The sequence below is a fragment of the Amycolatopsis sp. 3B14 genome (genome assembly GCF_050958625.1).
Taxonomy (GTDB): Bacteria; Actinomycetota; Actinomycetes; order Mycobacteriales; family Pseudonocardiaceae; genus Amycolatopsis_E; species Amycolatopsis_E thermoflava.
This window is the reverse complement of record NZ_JBHZEN010000069.1, coordinates 1-14,685: the sequence shown is the minus strand read 5'-3', so window position 1 is coordinate 14,685 and position 14,685 is coordinate 1. Positions and strand designations below refer to the sequence as shown.

13 protein-coding genes are annotated in these 14,685 nt (G+C 72.3%); 11 read left to right on the top strand and 2 right to left on the bottom strand.

From position 1 onward, the window contains the following. Nucleotides 1–2 precede the first annotated feature (2 nt). Genes ACCP09_RS33735 through ACCP09_RS33725 form a run of 3 tightly spaced genes read left to right on the top strand, consistent with a single transcriptional unit; the run spans nt 3 to nt 2,649 of the window. Nucleotides 3–1,034, top strand: a complete 1,032-nt coding sequence (locus ACCP09_RS33735) for a FecCD family ABC transporter permease (protein ID WP_027931526.1) — start codon at nt 3–5, stop codon at nt 1,032–1,034. After that, entirely contained in the window at nt 1,031–2,053 is a 1,023-nt protein-coding gene (locus tag ACCP09_RS33730) for a FecCD family ABC transporter permease (RefSeq protein ID WP_433752795.1), read from the top strand. Before ACCP09_RS33735 ends, ACCP09_RS33730 begins: the two co-directional genes overlap by 4 nt. Then, nucleotides 2,050–2,649 carry an MSMEG_1061 family FMN-dependent PPOX-type flavoprotein gene (locus tag ACCP09_RS33725; protein ID WP_017981284.1) on the top strand — a complete coding sequence of 200 codons (600 nt, stop codon included), beginning with the start codon at nt 2,050–2,052 and terminating at the stop codon, nt 2,647–2,649. The genes ACCP09_RS33730 and ACCP09_RS33725 overlap by 4 nt, the downstream gene beginning before the upstream one ends. Here ACCP09_RS33725 and ACCP09_RS33720 read toward each other — a convergent pair. Both ACCP09_RS33720 and ACCP09_RS33715 read right to left on the bottom strand, forming a co-directional pair. Next, on the bottom strand, nt 2,636–3,265 hold the full coding sequence (locus tag ACCP09_RS33720) for a hypothetical protein (protein WP_027931527.1): 630 nt from the start codon (nt 3,263–3,265) through the stop codon (nt 2,636–2,638). The genes ACCP09_RS33725 and ACCP09_RS33720 overlap by 14 nt on opposite strands. Further along, a complete protein-coding gene (locus tag ACCP09_RS33715; protein WP_433752792.1) occupies nt 3,258–4,766 on the bottom strand; it encodes a PAS domain-containing protein in 1,509 nt (502 codons plus the stop codon). The genes ACCP09_RS33720 and ACCP09_RS33715 overlap by 8 nt, the downstream gene beginning before the upstream one ends. Nucleotides 4,767–4,841: 75 nt before the next feature. On the opposite strand from ACCP09_RS33715, the gene ACCP09_RS33710 reads away from it, so the two are divergent. The 8 genes from ACCP09_RS33710 (at nt 4,842) to ACCP09_RS33675 (ending at nt 14,616) form a co-directional block, all read left to right on the top strand. Continuing rightward, nucleotides 4,842–5,180, top strand: a complete 339-nt coding sequence (locus ACCP09_RS33710; RefSeq protein ID WP_027931529.1) for a PadR family transcriptional regulator — start codon at nt 4,842–4,844, stop codon at nt 5,178–5,180. Beyond that, nucleotides 5,177–5,977, top strand: a complete 801-nt coding sequence (locus ACCP09_RS33705; protein ID WP_433752789.1) for an ATP-binding cassette domain-containing protein — start codon at nt 5,177–5,179, stop codon at nt 5,975–5,977. Before ACCP09_RS33710 ends, ACCP09_RS33705 begins: the two co-directional genes overlap by 4 nt. Beyond that, entirely contained in the window at nt 5,974–6,666 is a 693-nt protein-coding gene (locus tag ACCP09_RS33700) for a hypothetical protein (protein WP_433752787.1), read from the top strand. The genes ACCP09_RS33705 and ACCP09_RS33700 overlap by 4 nt, the downstream gene beginning before the upstream one ends. 604 nt (nt 6,667–7,270) lie before the next feature. Then, nucleotides 7,271–7,489: a response regulator transcription factor gene (locus ACCP09_RS33695; protein ID WP_017981277.1), complete on the top strand. Its 219-nt coding sequence runs from the start codon at nt 7,271–7,273 to the stop codon at nt 7,487–7,489. Nucleotides 7,490–7,531: 42 nt separating this feature from the next. Beyond that, nucleotides 7,532–11,086 (top strand): ThuA domain-containing protein, encoded by a 3,555-nt coding sequence (locus ACCP09_RS33690; protein ID WP_433752786.1) that lies wholly within the window; start codon nt 7,532–7,534, stop codon nt 11,084–11,086. 64 nt (nt 11,087–11,150) lie between these two features. Then, a complete protein-coding gene (locus ACCP09_RS33685) occupies nt 11,151–12,746 on the top strand; it encodes an OmpL47-type beta-barrel domain-containing protein (RefSeq protein ID WP_433752784.1) in 1,596 nt (531 codons plus the stop codon). 25 nt (nt 12,747–12,771) lie between these two features. Beyond that, complete coding sequence (locus ACCP09_RS33680; RefSeq protein ID WP_027931534.1) at nt 12,772–13,692, top strand: multicopper oxidase domain-containing protein; 921 nt, start codon at nt 12,772–12,774, stop codon at nt 13,690–13,692. A gap of 21 nt (nt 13,693–13,713) precedes the next feature. After that, complete coding sequence (locus ACCP09_RS33675; RefSeq protein WP_433752782.1) at nt 13,714–14,616, top strand: sugar phosphate isomerase/epimerase family protein; 903 nt, start codon at nt 13,714–13,716, stop codon at nt 14,614–14,616. Nucleotides 14,617–14,685: the final 69 nt, after the last annotated feature.

The window sequence follows — 14,685 nt, the reverse complement described above, 5'->3', positions numbered from 1 at the left end:
CGGTGCTCCGCGAAACCACGACCGCGCTCCCCCAGCGCCGCCGGGCCCCGCTCGGCCTCGGCCTGATCCTCGGGCTGGTGGCGCTGGGGCTGGCCGTGGTGGCCAGCATGGCGGTGGGGGCCAAGGGGCTCCCGCCGTCGGCTGTCGTCGACGCCCTGCTGCACCACGACCCCGCGAACCCGGACCACGTGATCGTGTGGGAGGTCCGGATCCCGCGCACGCTGATCGGGCTGCTCGCGGGCGCCGCGCTCGGCCTGGCCGGGGCGATCATCCAGGGCGTCACGCGCAACCCGCTCGCCGATCCCGGCATCCTCGGCGTCAACGCGGGCGCGTCGCTGTGCATCGTCGCCGCCATCAGCCTGGCCGGGATCCAGTCGATGACCGGTTACGTCTGGTTCGCGTTCCTCGGCGCGGGGCTCGCGGCGGTCCTGGTCTACGGGATCGGCTCGCTGGGCCGGGACCGCGCGACCCCGTTGAAGATCGCGCTCACCGGCGCCGCGTGCGAGGCCGCGTTCCGGTCGCTGACCACCGGCATCCTGGTCACCGACAACGCCACCTACGAGCAGTTCCGGTTCTGGCAGGTCGGCGCGCTGGCCGGCCGCGATTCGTCGGTCGTCACGCAGGCCCTGCCGTTCCTGGTCGTGGGTTTCGTGCTGGCGCTGGCCTCCGCGCGCGCCCTCAACGGGCTGGCCATGGGCGACGACGTGGCCCGCGGGCTCGGGGTGCACGTGAACGCTGGCCGGGCGTTGTGCGCGCTGGCCGTGGTGGTCCTGTGCGGCACCGCGACCGCGATGGCAGGCCCGATCGCCTTCGTCGGCCTGATGGTGCCGCACGCCGCGCGGCTGATCACCGGCCCGGACCACCGGTGGCTGCTGCCGTACTCGATGGTGCTGGCGCCGCTGGTCCTGCTGGCCGCCGACATCGTCGGCCGGGTGCTCGCGCAGCCCGGCGAGCTGCAGGTCGGCATCGTGACGGCGGCGATCGGCGCGCCGGTGTTCATCGCGCTGGTGCGACGGAAGCGGGTGCGTGGATGACCAGCGTCGTCGAGGTCCACCGCCGCACGGCGCGGCGCACCGCGGCCGTCACCGCCGTGCTGGCCGTGGCGGTGCTCGCGGTCTTCCTGCTCGCACTGTCCATCGGGGACTTCCCGATCGCCCTGCCCGACGTGGTGCGCACGCTCTTCGGCGGCGGCACCGTGCGGGACGACTACATCGTGTTGCGGCTGCGCCTGCCGCGCGCGCTCGCCGGCCTGCTGGTCGGGTTCGCGTTCGGCCTGTCCGGCGCCCTGTTCCAGCGGCTGCTGCGCAACCCGCTCGCCAGCCCGGACGTCATCGGCGTGACCGCGGGCTCGTCGCTGGCCGCGGTGCTGTGCCTGATCACCCTCGGCGTGTCCGGGCTGGTCGTGCCCGCGGCCGCGCTCACCGGCGGTCTGGCCACATCGGTCCTGATCTACGCGCTGGCCTGGCGGCGCGCGGTCACCGGGCACCGGCTCGTGCTGGTCGGCATCGGGGTCGCCGCGCTGGCCGCGAGCGCCATGTCCTACCTGCTGACCCGCGTGGACGTGCGGATCGCCGCGCAGGCCCTGGTGTGGATCACCGGCAGTTTCAACCGCGTCGCCTGGGGCGAGGTCCGGATGGCCGCGGTGTTCCTGGTCGTGCTCGTGCCGGCCGCGTTGCTGCTCGGCCGCACGCTGACGGTGCTGGAACTCGGCGACGACGCCGCCAAGGGGCTGGGCCTGCGGGTGGACCGGGTGCGGCTCGCGCTGCTGGCGCTCGCGGCCGCGCTGTGCGGGGTGGCGACGTCGGTCGGCGGGCCGATCGCGTTCGTGGCGTTCCTGTCCGGGCCGATCGCGACCCGCGTCCTGCGCACCGGCCGTCCCGGGCTGGTCCCGTCCGCGCTGGTCGGCGCGCTGGTCACGCTCCTCGCGGACTTCGCCGCGCAGCACCTGCTCAGCGGCGCCCACCAGCTGCCGGTGGGGGTCGTCACCGGGGCCGTCGGCGCGCCCTACCTGCTGTACCTGCTGGCCACCGCGAACCGAGGAGCACGTTCATGACCGCCTGGCGCCCCGAGGACGCCGAAGTCGTCACCAGCGAGGCCGAACTGCGCGAGGTGATCAGCCCGCCCGCGCCGGTGATCGCCGCCAAGGGCCTGGCCGGGATCGACGAGCTGAGCCGGAAGTTCATCGACGCCGCCACGCTGTACTTCGTCGCGACGACCGCGCCCGACGGCAGCCTCGACCTGTCCCCGCGCGGCGACCCGGCAGGCAGCGTCCTCGTCTTCGACGACAACCGCGCGCTGGCCTTCGCCGACCGCCCCGGCAACCGGCGGCTGGACACGATGCGGAACCTGCTGCGGCACCCGCGGGTGGGGATGCTGTTCGTGGTGCCCGGCAAGGAAGACGTGCTGCGGGTCAACGGCCGCGCCACGATCGTGCGCTCGGCCCCGTTCTTCGGCGAGCTCGCCGAGGGCGGGGTGAAACCGGCGCTGGCCGTGGTGGTCGAGGTCGAGGAGCTGTTCGTGCACTGCGCCAACGCCTTCCGCCGCTCGGGCGTGTGGGACCCGGCGACCTGGCCGGACCAGGCGGACCTGCCCACCGGCGGTCAGCTGCTGAAGAACCAGCTGGAGACGGCGAAGCTCAAGGGCTGGTGAGCGGCGCGGCGTACCAGCGCCATTCGCCGAGGCGAGCCCGTCCCGGCAGCTCGCCCCGGCCGGTCGCCCACAGCAGCGTCGGCCACGGCTCGTCCGGGGCGACGTGCGGGAAGAGCCGTCGCAGCACGGGCTCGCACAGCTCCCCCGGCGGCTCCCAGGCCAGGCCGAGCCCGGCCGCCAGGTCGTGGGTGTGCACCAGCGTCTCCACGATCCCCATCGCGGCGAACCCGGCCGGGTCGGCCTCGCCCCAGACGTGCCAGGCCCGCACGTGCGCCGGGGTGGTGCGCACCATCGCGGTCAGCAGCGCCGCGCTCGCCTCCACGACGCGCAGCAGGCCGGCCGGGCCCGCGGAGCGGTCCGCGTGCACGGCGTTCGACGGGCCGCCCGGCCGCAGCCGCTGCCACAAGTAGGGCACCTCCCCGTGCCGGGGCGGGGTGCGCGGCCCGAGCCGGACCGCATAGCCGAAGAAGTCGTCGGAGAGGTGCTCGGCGGTTTCCCAGCAGCTCCAGTCGAGATCGCCCGCGGGAACGTCCCAGTCGGCGTCGAGTGCGGTGCGCAGCGTGCCCAGCGCGAGCTGAACGGCGTCGTCGAGGTGGTCGGTGCTCACGTCAGCCATGATCCCCCGCGAGCGGCATCTGCCAGGTGAAATGCCGTTCCCCGTCACCGGTGTCGAGCGTCAGCGACCCGCCGAGCTGCTCCGCGCGCCGGGCCAGCGCGGTCAGGCCCAGTTCGGCGATGCCGGCGGGCAGGTCGAGCCCACGGACCGTCACCTCGCCGACCACGCGGTCCGGCCGGACGCCCACCGACACCGTCACCTGCGCCGTCCGGTCCCGCACCTCGCCGATCAGCACCTCCGACAGGACGGCGATCAGGTGCTGTTCGGCCAGTTCGCCGAGCACGCCGTTGAGGCGGGGATCGATCCGGGAGGTGGTGGCGAACCCCTGCGACTCGGCGGCGTGGTCGATGAGGTCCTGCAGCCGCTCGCGGAAGGTCCGGCCGTCCGGGCGCACTCCCCCGGTGCGGAACACCGCGGTGTGCAGGTCCTGCACCACGCCGTCCAGCGCGACGACCACGCCGCGCACACGCCGTGCCGGCTCGGCCCGGATGATCAGCTCGGCCGCGGAGCTCAGCTCCAGCCCGAGCTGGAACAACCGGCTCACCACCGACCGGTGCAGGTCGCGGGCGATCCGGTCGCGGTCCTCCAGCAGCAGCAGGCGGGCGGTGTCGCGCCGCCGGTCGCCCAGTTCCAGCGCCAGCTCGGCCTGCGTGGCGAACGGCTCCAGCGGCAGGATGGCCGGGCTGCCCAGCCCGCTCCGGCCCGGCGGGCTCGTGACGACCAGGACGCCGCGGACCTCCTCCTCGTGGCGCAGCGGCACGGCCACCGCGACGCCGTCGCCGGTCACCCGCACCCCGGGCCTGCCCGTCCGGCGGACCTCCGCGGCCAGCGCGGCCGGGTCCACGGCGGCATCCCCGGCCTCCGCGGCGACGACGAACCCGTCGCCTTCGCGCAGGAGCACGCACCCGCTCGTGGCGCCGGCGATCTCCTTGGCCCGGAACGCGATCAACCGCAGCACCACGTCCGCCGGCGCGTCGGCGAGCATCGCCGTGGTGATGTCCGTGGCGGCGGCCAGGCGCTGGTTGGTGCGCTCCAGTTCCTTGCTGCGGGCGTAGACCTCCGCCTGCCCGGCCTGCATCTCGGCCGCGTCCTGCCGCGGCAGGCCCAGTTCGCGGAGGACCTCGGTGACCTCCTCGACGCGGTGCAGGATCATCCGGACGCTGCCGTCGTCGTCCAGGACCGGCACGTTGACCGGGCTCCAGAACCGGTGCTCGACCTCGTTCCGGCCGCCGGGCACGGCCACGTCGAACTTGAGCAGCGCCATCACGTTCCGCTCGGCGGTGGCCAGCACGCGGTCCAGCGAGACGCGCAGCGCGCGGGCGGCCTCCGGGTCGTCCGGGAACGCCTCGAACACGTCGTGTCCGACGAGTTCGGCACGCTGGCGCCCGGAAACCTTCTCGTACGCGTCGTTGACCGCGACGATCACGAAGTCCCTGGACAGCAACGCACTCGGCGTCGCACCCGCGCGGAACACCGCCTCGAAATCGACACGGTCCGACATCTCCACATTCCAGCTCACGCGACGCCGGGCGGGTAGGTAGCGGCGCAATCTAGGTGGCTCTGCTACCTTGTCGGCGTGGATCAGGAGCGGCGGGCCCAGTGGTTGCGCGGCGTGCTGGACCCGTGCGTGCTGGCGCTGGTCGAGCGGCGCGAGTCCTACGGGTACGAGCTGGCGCAGGCGCTGGACGCGGCCGGGCTCGGCCCGATCCAGGGCGGCACCCTGTATCCGGTGCTGCTGCGGTTGCAGCGGACCGGGCTGCTCACCGCGAGCTGGCGGGAGGGTTCGGCCGGACCGGCGCGCAAGTACTACCGGATCACCGCCGCCGGCGCCGAGAAGCTGCGCCTGACCAGGGCCGACTGGCGCGAGTTCACCGCCGGCGTCGCCGCGGTGCTGGGGGAAGGAGCGACGCGATGAACGTCGACAGCTGGCTGACGGCGCTGGCCGGGGAGCTGCACCGGCACGGTGTCAGCCCGGAGGTGGGCCGCAACGTGGTCGCCGAGGCGGCCACGCACCTGCGCGACAGCGGCGAGCACCCGCTGCGGGTGTTCGGCCCGCCCGCGGCCTACGCGGCGGCGGTCGTGGACAGCGTCGGCCGCGTGCCGCGCCGGGGCGGGCGGGTGCTGCTGGAAGCCGCGGGGATCACGAAGAAGTACGGCAAGCGGGTCGTCCTGTCCGATGTGGACCTGACGGTGCGGTCCGGGCAGATCGCGGCGGTGGTGGGCGCCAACGGCTGCGGCAAGAGCACGTTCCTGCGGATCTGCGCGGGCATGACCGGCGCGGACGGCGGCGAGGTGCGGGTGCACGGCTCGCTGGGCTACTGCCCGCAGGCCGGTGGCACGGCGGACTTCCTGACGCCGGACGAGCACTTCGTACTGATCGGCGCGGGCCGCGGCCTGACGCGGGAGGAGGCGCGCTCGTCCGGCCGGTCTCGGGCGGCGGTGCTGGACTGGCCCGCCGAGCCGGCGCAGGCGCGGCACCTGTCCGGCGGGACGCGGCAGAAGCTGAACCTGGTCCTGGCCGGGCTGGGCGATCCGGACGTGCTGCTGCTGGACGAGCCGTACCAGGGGTTCGACCGCGGGACCTACCTCGACTTCTGGGAGCAGGCGTGGCGGTGGCGCGACGCCGGGAAGGCCGTCGTCGTGGTCACGCACCTGCTCAACCAGGCCGACCGCGTCGACCTGGTGCTCGACCTGACCGGGAGGGACCGATGACCAGGTTCGCCACCGTGGCCGAAATGGCGCTGCGCGAGATGCTGCGGCGCCGGTCGGTGCTCGTCATCCTGGCGGCGCTGCCGCTGGCGTTCTACCTCAGCAGGCGGGGTGACCACCTGGGCCAGTCCGTGCGGTTCGTGTGCCTCGGCCTGGGGTGGGCGCTGAGCACGGCGGCGTTGTTCGCGGGGAGCGCGGCGCGGGAGATCGAGCCGCGCCTGCGGTTGTCCGGGTACCGCAGCCACCACCTGTACGTCGGACGGCTGGCGGCGCTGTGGGCGGTCGGGGTCGCGCTGGCGGTGCCGTACTTCCTGTTGATCCTGGTGGACCAGGACGGCGTGCGGCACGGGCCGGTGGCGCTGATGATGGCGATCATGGTGGCTGTCTCGGCGCCCTTCGGGCTCGCCCTGAGCGCCATCCTGCCCCGCGAACTCGAGGGGACGCTGGTGCTGCTGGTGGTGGTCGGGCTGCAGATGATGACCGACCCGGGCAGCGCCCTGGCGCGGGCGCTGCCGTTCTGGTTCAGCCGGGAGATCGGCACGTACGCGATCGACGGCGTGGACAGCGGATACCTGGTGCGCGGCGTGCTGCACGGGGTGGTGTGCGCGGTCGTCCTGCTGGCCGGGGTGGCAGTGGCGTCGTCCCTCCGGCTGCGGCAGCGGTCGCACCTGAAGTTCGTCACGCCCCGCTGACGGCCTGAGCTCGGGCGCGGCCCGTCCCGGGTGACGCCGGGGCCGCCCGGGGTGGGCGCGGTACGCCCTGCGACCAGCCCACCGCCCGCTCATCCCCCGCGAAGCCGGGGGGTACACCACCCGCCCCGCCCCAGCGCCCACTCCCCCTCGCCGCCGGCCCGCCCGCGAAAGAGGACTGTCCACCCAGCCGGCCGGCCCCTCGGCGGCATGCCCACCGCCTGCCCATCCGGCATGCGCCCGAGCCGCGCCCGGCCGCTCCCGCGCGCCGGCGCGGCCGTCCGGGCCACCCACTCATCCCGCCCGAGGCCCGGGCCAACCGGGGAACCCGGGTCGCCGCCCGGCCCAGTCCGCCCCTCGCCACCGGTCCCGCCGCGAAAGCGGTCTGAACCAGCTCGCCCGTCGGCCCCTCGAAAGTTGTGGTCCGAACGGAGTCACTTCTTCCTGTTTGCGACCTTCCAGTGGCCAGTTCGCGACAGACATCTTCCTACCGTGCGCAGAAGTGGTTAGTTTCCCAGAGCATCAGTAGCCCGCTGCTGGGAGGGCAGAGATCAATGTCGATCCGACCCCGAATCACGCTGCCGGCCGGTCTCCGGGCGGACGTGAAGTGACCGCGACGCTCGACCAACCCCTCAGAGTCCTGACCGGCGAGGAGCTGGCCGTCCTCGCCCTGCTCGCCGACGGCCTGCCGATCGACGCGGTCGCGCGGCGGCTCAACCTGTCCAAACGCACGGTGCAGCGCCGGATCCGGCGGATCTGCGACCGGCTGGACGTGCACGCCCCGATCCAGGCCGTGGTCTGGGCCGCGCGGCACAAGCTCATCTGAACCCGAGCGGGGAAACCCCGCGCAGTCCGAGCGAGGGATGGTATGCGCTACCGACGTGTCCACGAACCGAACCGGTCCAGACGCCGGTTCCACCGGGTGCTGGCCCAGTTGTGCGGGCTGGTCCTGCTCACCGCCGTGCCCGTGCTGCCCGCACTCGCGGCGCCGGCACCCGCGCCGCAGCAACAACAACAGGCTCCCGACCCCATCCGGGTCCTGGTCTTCCACGGCCCGTCCGACCGCCAGGCCGACCCCGTGAACACCGCAGCCGCGGCCGTCCAGGAACTCGGCCGCACCGGCGGGTTCCAGGCCGACGTGGCCGCCGACCCCGCCGTCTTCACCCCGGCCAACCTGGCCCGCTACCGCGGGATCGTGTTCCTGTCCGCCAACTCCGTCACGCTCAGCGCCGCGCAGGAGGACGCGCTCAAGGCGTTCGTCGCCGCGGGCAACGGGTTCGTCGGCGTCCACGACGCCGCCCGCGCGCAGTCCACATCGGACTGGTTCACCGGACTGATCGGCACCCGGCCCGCCACCAGCCCCGATTCGGTGCAGCAGGCCGTGGTCGACGTGACCGACCGGCAGCACCCCGCCAACGCCGGCCTGCCGCTGAACTGGACCCGCTCCGACCAGTGGCTGAACTGGAGCCCGAACCCGGTCGGCCAGGTGCACACGATCGCGCAGGTCGAGGAGTGGAAGTACCAGCCGGGCCAGGGCGGCAACGGCGCGTTCCACCCGGTTTCCTGGTGCCGCGACTACTCCGGCGGCCGCTCCTTCTACACCGGCATGGGCCGCACCGTCGAGAGCTGGACCACCGACCAGCTCTTCCGCGGCCACCTGCTCGGCGCGATCCGCTGGACCACCGGCATGGTGCGCGGCGACTGCAAGGCCACGATCGCCTCGAACTACACCGTCGAGCGGCTCACCAAGCCGAACCAGTCCGGCCAGCTCGACCAGATCGGTGAACCGCACGGCCTGACCATCGCCCCCGACGGCAAGGTGTTCTACATCGGCAAGGCCGCCTGCCCCTCCGGTCCGATCGTGGACTGGAACGACCCGAACGTCGGCCTCGGCTGCGGCACCATCCACCAGTGGGACCCGAAGACCAAGCAGGTCAAGCTGCTCACCACGCTGCCCGTGATGGGCAACCGCGGCAGCGGTGACGAGCTGGTCAAGAACGAGGAGGGCCTGGTCGGCATGACGCTCGACCCGGACTTCGCGCGCAACGGCTGGTTCTACGTCTACTGGATGCCGCACGAGTCCATCGACCGGGAGAAGCGGATCGGCCAGCGCACGGTGTCCCGCTTCACCTACGACGCCGCGCGGCAGACCATCGACCAGGCCACCCGCAAGGACCTGCTGCAGTGGCCGGCCCAGATCCACAGCTGCTGCCACGCGGGTGGCGGCATGGCCTTCGACGACGCGGGCAACCTCTACATCGGTGTCGGCGACAACAACTCCTCCGGCGGCTCCGACGGCTACTCCGGCAACAACTGGACCGCCGAGTACCAGGGCACGTCGTTCCAGGACGCGCGCCGCACCTCGGGCAACACCAACGACCTCAACGGCAAGATCCTGCGCATCCACCCGGAGCCGGACGGCACCTACACGATCCCGCAGGGCAACCTGTTCACCGGCGCCGAGGAGGGCGGCGGCAAGACCCGGCCGGAGATCTACGTGATGGGCGTGCGCAACATCGCCCGCCTGGCGATCGACCGGCAGCACGACTGGCTCACCGCGGGCTGGGTCGGCCCGGACGCCGGCGCGCCGAACCCCGAACTGGGCCCGGCCAAGTACGAGACGGCGACCGTCATCACCTCGGCGGGCAACCAGGGCTGGCCGTACTGCATGGGCAACCGGCAGCCCTACCGTGACCGCAGCAACACCGACGCGAGTGTGCTCACCGGCTGGTACGACTGCGACAACCTGAAGAACACCTCGCCGCGCAACACCGGCCTCGTGGACATCCCGCCCGCGCGGGACAACGCGATCTGGTACTCGCCGCAGGGCGGCGGGCCGGTCTACCCGGCGCGCGCGGACGGCAGCGGCATTCCGTCCTATGTGGAGTCCGAGGCGACCTACACCGAGCCCTACCTCAAGGGCGGCGGGCAGGCCGTGATGTCCGGCCCGACCTACCACCGCGCCGAGGTGAACACCGCCAGCGGCGTCGCGTGGCCGGCGTACTGGGAGGACAAGTGGTTCATCGGTGACGAGTCCAACGGCAACAACCGGATCGCGGTGACGCTGGACCCGGCGCGCGTGCCCACGCAGGGTGCGCCCGCGTTCGCCGAGGACCTGCGGCAGATCATCAAGGGCGGCGGTGGCGACACCGGCCTGCAGAGCTGGATGGACGCCAAGTTCGGCCCGGACGGCGCGCTGTACCTGCTGGACTACGCGGGCGGCTTCTTCAGCCTCGACCCGAACCAGAAGCTGCTGCGCATCACCTACCACGGCGGCGCGGCGACCCCGGCCCCGGAGTCGGCGACCGTCGGGACCACCACCCAGGCCGGCCCGATGACGATGGCGTTCAACAGCGCCAAGGCCGGTGGCGTCGCGTGGCACTGGGACTTCGGGGACGGCACCACGTCCACCGAGGCCAACCCCCAGCACACCTACCTGCGCGGCGGCACCTACTACGCGACCCTGGAGGTCACCTACGCCGACGGGACGAAGGCCACCGCGAACCTGCCGGTGACCGTCAGCTGCCCGGCGCCGGACGCCCGGCAGAAGGTGTGGTTCCTGGACAGCGAAACCGCGGTGCCCAACCGCAACATCGGCCTCGGCTGCACGATCAACGACCTGGTCGACGACGAACGGCCGTGGGCGAGCCACGACGCGTTCACCACGTACGCCACCGACGTGGTCACGAAGCTGCGTGGCTTCGGGCTGCTGTCCGACAAGGAGGCCAACCAGCTGATCCGGGCCGCCTCGGCGTCCCAGGTGGGCCGGTCCACCGCCTACGAGTGGCTTTTCGACGGCACCTCGATGAACGGCTGGACCCAGGCGCCGGACGGCCGGTTCGACCTGCAACCGGACGGCACCCTGCACAGCGCCGGTGGCATGGGCATGCTGTGGTACTCCGGCAAGGCGTTCGGCGACTTCTCGGTGCGGCTGCAGTTCCGCGACGTGGCGCCCGCCGGCGACCGGGCCAACAGCGGCGTGTTCACCCGGTTCCCCGACGTGCGGACACCGCTGGAGCAACGCCCGCCGGGCAGCTGCGGCACGGTCGGCTCGGCGCGGACGTCGCAGGCGTGGGTCGCGATCTACTGTGGACAGGAGATCCAGATCAACGACAACACCGCGGGTGACGCGCAGAAGACCGGTTCCGTCTACAACTTCTCCCAGGTGGGACTGGACCGGGCGATGCCGACGCCGAAGGGCGTGTGGAACGACTACGAGGTGCGGGTGACCGGCCAGCACTACACGATCATCCGCAACGGCGTGGTGATCAACGAGTTCGACAACACGCCGGGCAAGCAGTCCTCGCGCGCCGGTGACCCGCCGACCGATCTGCGGCAGTTCTTCAGCGGGTTCATCGGGCTGCAGAACCACAGCGACCGCGACGTGATCGAGTTCCGCAACATCCGGGTGCGGCAGCTCTAGCAATCCCGATCCCCCGGTGGCGCCGCCGCGGCGGCGCCACCGGCTCCACCCTGCGAGGAATCCCATGAGAATTCTGCGTGGCGCGCTGGTGGCCGCGACGGCGGGACTGTGCCTGCTCACCGGCACGACCACCGCCGCGATCGCCGAGCCCGTGCCGATCACCGCGGCGGCGGAACAGGTGCTGACCTGGACCGCCGACGACAGCATGACCGAGTACGCCTCGGCGCCTGCCACAGCGGTCGCGGGCACGGCGACCATCGTGTTCGAGAACAGCACCGAGACCGGCAACACCACCGGCATGACCCACACGCTGACCTTCGACACCTCGACGCCGGGCTACAACCACGACGTCGACCTCAACATCACCGCCAGCCCGCTGGACGCCGAGCACGGGCTGCACCAGGCTCAGGTGACCCTCACGCCGGGCAAGTACCGCTACTACTGTGCGATGCCCGGGCACACGATGAGCGGCGAGCTGATCGTCACCGAGAGCGGCGAGCAGGACACCACGCCGCCGGAGGTGACCGCGTCCGTCGACGGCACCACCGACCCCGACGGCAACTACGTCGGCACCGCCACCCTCACCCTCACCGCGACCGACGACAGCTCCGGCGTGGACACCGTGGAGTACACGCTGGACGACGACACCTACCGCCCCTACAGCGGCCCGGTCACCATCACCGCGCCCGGCGCGCACACCGTGCACTACCGCGCCACCGACAAGGCGGGCAACGCCAGCGACCCCAAGACGCTGGTGATCAACGTCGTGCAGCCGAACGAGGACACCACCGCGCCGACGGTGAACGCCAGCGTCGCGGGCGAGCGCAACGACGCCGGGAACTACGCGGGCAGCGCCACCGTGACGCTCACCGCGACCGACAGCGAGTCCGGCGTCGCGAAGATCGAGTACACATTGGACGGCGGGGCCTACGCGACGTACAGCCAGCCGGTCGTGCTGGGCACGGGCACGCACACGCTGACCTACCGCGCCACCGACAAGGCAGGCAACACCAGCGAGCCGAAAACCCTGACGGTGCAGGTGGATCCGCTCGGTGACGTCGTCGCGCCGTTCGTGACCGCCGATCTGGACGGGGAGCTGAACACCGAGGGCTCCTACGCCGGCAAGGTCACGCTCGTCCTGGCGGCCACCGACACCGAGTCCGGGATCGCCTCGATCGAGTACGACCTGGACGGCGCCGGGTTCGTCCGCTACGGCCAGCCGGTGACCATCACCGCGGTCGGCACGCACATGCTGCACTACCGCGCGACCGACCGGGCCGGCAACACCAGCGCCGTGCAGATGCTGTCGTTCACCATCGCCGAAGCGGGCGACCTGACCCCGCCGGTGGTCACCGTGCAGCTGGCCGGGCCGCAGAACTGGTCGTGGGACTACGTCGGCCCGGTGACGGTCACGCTGGCCGCGACTGACGAGGCCTCCGGCGTCGCGCGCATCCAGTACTCGCTGGACGGCAACGTGTTCACCCGCTACCACAAGCCGTTCGTCGTCGACCACGTCGGCACCCACACGATCCGCTACCGCGCGACCGACGAGGCGGGCAACACCAGCGAGACCGGCAGCGTCACGTTCACCGTCGTGTCGTCGAGCGGCCCCTCGAAGCAGGAGCGGCAGCCGAACCCGGCGTTCGAACGCATGGTGTGACTCCTCTCCACGAAAGGACCTTTCCATGGCCAAGATGACGCGGCGTGCCGTGCTCGGCACCGCGGCGGCCGGGCTGGCCGCGTCGGTGCCCGGCGTCGCGGCGGCCGCCCCGCTGCGGGCGGCGGGCACGACCCGGCGGATCACGATGTACGCCGAGAAGATCTCCGACGAGCTCTACGGCTACGGCCTCGCGCCCGGCGGGGCGACGGTGCCCGGGCCGGTGCTGGAGATGTGGGAGGGCGACACCCTCGAAATCGACCTGGTCAACACGACCGACCGGGTGTTGTCGCTGCACCCGCACGGCGTCGACTACGACGTGAACTCCGACGGCACCCTGATGAACGGCTCCGCGGTGATGCCCGGCCAGACGCGGCGCTACACCTGGCGTAGCCACGTGGGTTACCGGCGGGCGGACGGGTCGTGGGCCGAGGGCACGGCGGGCTACTGGCACTACCACGACCACGCGATGGGCACCGAGCACGGCACCGAGGGTGTGCTCAAGGGCCTGTACGGGGCGCTGGTGGTGCGGCGGCAGGGCGATCTGCTGCCGAAGCGGCAGTTCACCGTGGTGTTCAACGACATGACGATCAACAACCGGGCGCACCACGACGCGCCGACGTTCGAGGCGAACCTCGGCGAGCGGGTGGAGTGGATCGCGATCGGGCACGGCAGCAACTTCCACACCTTCCACCTGCACGGGCACCGCTGGCTGGACAACCGCACCGGGATGCGCACCAGCGAGTACGACCCCAGCCCGCTGATCGACATCAAGGACCTCAACCCCGGGGTGTCGTTCGGGTTCCAGGTGATCGCCGGTGAAGGGGTCGGGCCCGGCATGTGGATGTACCACTGCCACGTCCAGAACCACTCGGACATGGGGATGGCCGGGATGTTCCTGGTCCGCAACGCCGACGGCACCATGCCGGCCGGTGTCCACGAGCACTGATTTTCTGGGAAGGAGAGCGGCATGTGTGGTGGTGTTCCGGTCGTCTTCGACCGGCGCAAGTTCCTGGCGGGTGTGGCGGCGACGGCGGCCGGGGTGGCGGCGGTGGCGGCGGCGCCGGTGGCGGTCGCGTCGCCGGGGCGGCGGATCCCGAACAGCCGGATCGGGTTGCAAATGTACTCGGTGCGGGACGCGTTCATGTCCCAGCCGGAGGCGGTGCTGCGGGCACTCGCGCGGGCCGGGTACCGGAACCTGGAGTTCGCCGGTTTCCCCGGTGGCACGGACCCGGCGCACGCGCGGGAGGTCCGGCCGCTGCTGGACAAGTACGGCCTGCGGGCGGTGTCCAGCCACCACGGGTACGCGGAGTTCCTGGACGACGAGCGGCTCGGTGAGCTGATCGAGATGGCGCGGATCCTGGGGCAACGCTACATCGTGTGCCCCGGCGGGGTGCCGGACACGGCGGAGGGTTTCGCCGAGGCCGGGCCCGCGTTCAACCGGGCCGGGGAGCGGATCCGCCGGGCGGGGATGAAGCTGGGGTACCACAACCACACCAGCGAGTTCACCGGGCACGGCCCCGACGGGCGGACCTTCTACCAGATCCTGCTGGACGGCTCCGATCCCGAGTTGCTGTACCTGGAGCTGGACATGGGGTGGTCGTCCGCGGCGGGGCTGAGCGCGCAGGAGAACGTCGAGCTGATCCGCGCCAACCGGGGGCGGATGCTGCTGGCGCACGTGAAGGACCTGGACGCCAACGGCAACCTGGCGGACCTGGGCACCGGGGTCGTGGACTACCGCACGATCCTCAGCGGAGCGACCCGGCTGGGCATGCGCGAGTTCATCATCGAGAACGACGACCAGAGCAACCCGCTGACCGATTCCAGGGCCGACCGGATGCACGACTACCTGGCCGCGCTGCGCCTCCGGTAGGGCCAGCTGCGGTGGCCGCGGCTGTGGCTGCGGCTGCGTGGCCGCGGTTGGGGTTCCGGCTCCGGCGGG

What these genes read in the sequence shown, in the direction of transcription:
- ACCP09_RS33685 (WP_433752784.1), top strand. Translation starts at nt 11,151, where the DNA reads ATGAGAATTCTGCGTGGCGCGCTGGTGGCCGCGACGGCGGGACTGTGC.
- ACCP09_RS33715 (WP_433752792.1), bottom strand. Translation starts at nt 4,766, where the DNA reads ATGTCGGACCGTGTCGATTTCGAGGCGGTGTTCCGCGCGGGTGCGACG.
- ACCP09_RS33725 (WP_017981284.1), top strand. Translation starts at nt 2,050, where the DNA reads ATGACCGCCTGGCGCCCCGAGGACGCCGAAGTCGTCACCAGCGAGGCC.
- ACCP09_RS33720 (WP_027931527.1), bottom strand. Translation starts at nt 3,265, where the DNA reads ATGGCTGACGTGAGCACCGACCACCTCGACGACGCCGTTCAGCTCGCG.
- ACCP09_RS33680 (WP_027931534.1), top strand. Translation starts at nt 12,772, where the DNA reads ATGGCCAAGATGACGCGGCGTGCCGTGCTCGGCACCGCGGCGGCCGGG.
- ACCP09_RS33675 (WP_433752782.1), top strand. Translation starts at nt 13,714, where the DNA reads ATGTGTGGTGGTGTTCCGGTCGTCTTCGACCGGCGCAAGTTCCTGGCG.
- ACCP09_RS33730 (WP_433752795.1), top strand. Translation starts at nt 1,031, where the DNA reads ATGACCAGCGTCGTCGAGGTCCACCGCCGCACGGCGCGGCGCACCGCG.
- ACCP09_RS33690 (WP_433752786.1), top strand. Translation starts at nt 7,532, where the DNA reads ATGCGCTACCGACGTGTCCACGAACCGAACCGGTCCAGACGCCGGTTC.
- ACCP09_RS33700 (WP_433752787.1), top strand. Translation starts at nt 5,974, where the DNA reads ATGACCAGGTTCGCCACCGTGGCCGAAATGGCGCTGCGCGAGATGCTG.
- ACCP09_RS33705 (WP_433752789.1), top strand. Translation starts at nt 5,177, where the DNA reads ATGAACGTCGACAGCTGGCTGACGGCGCTGGCCGGGGAGCTGCACCGG.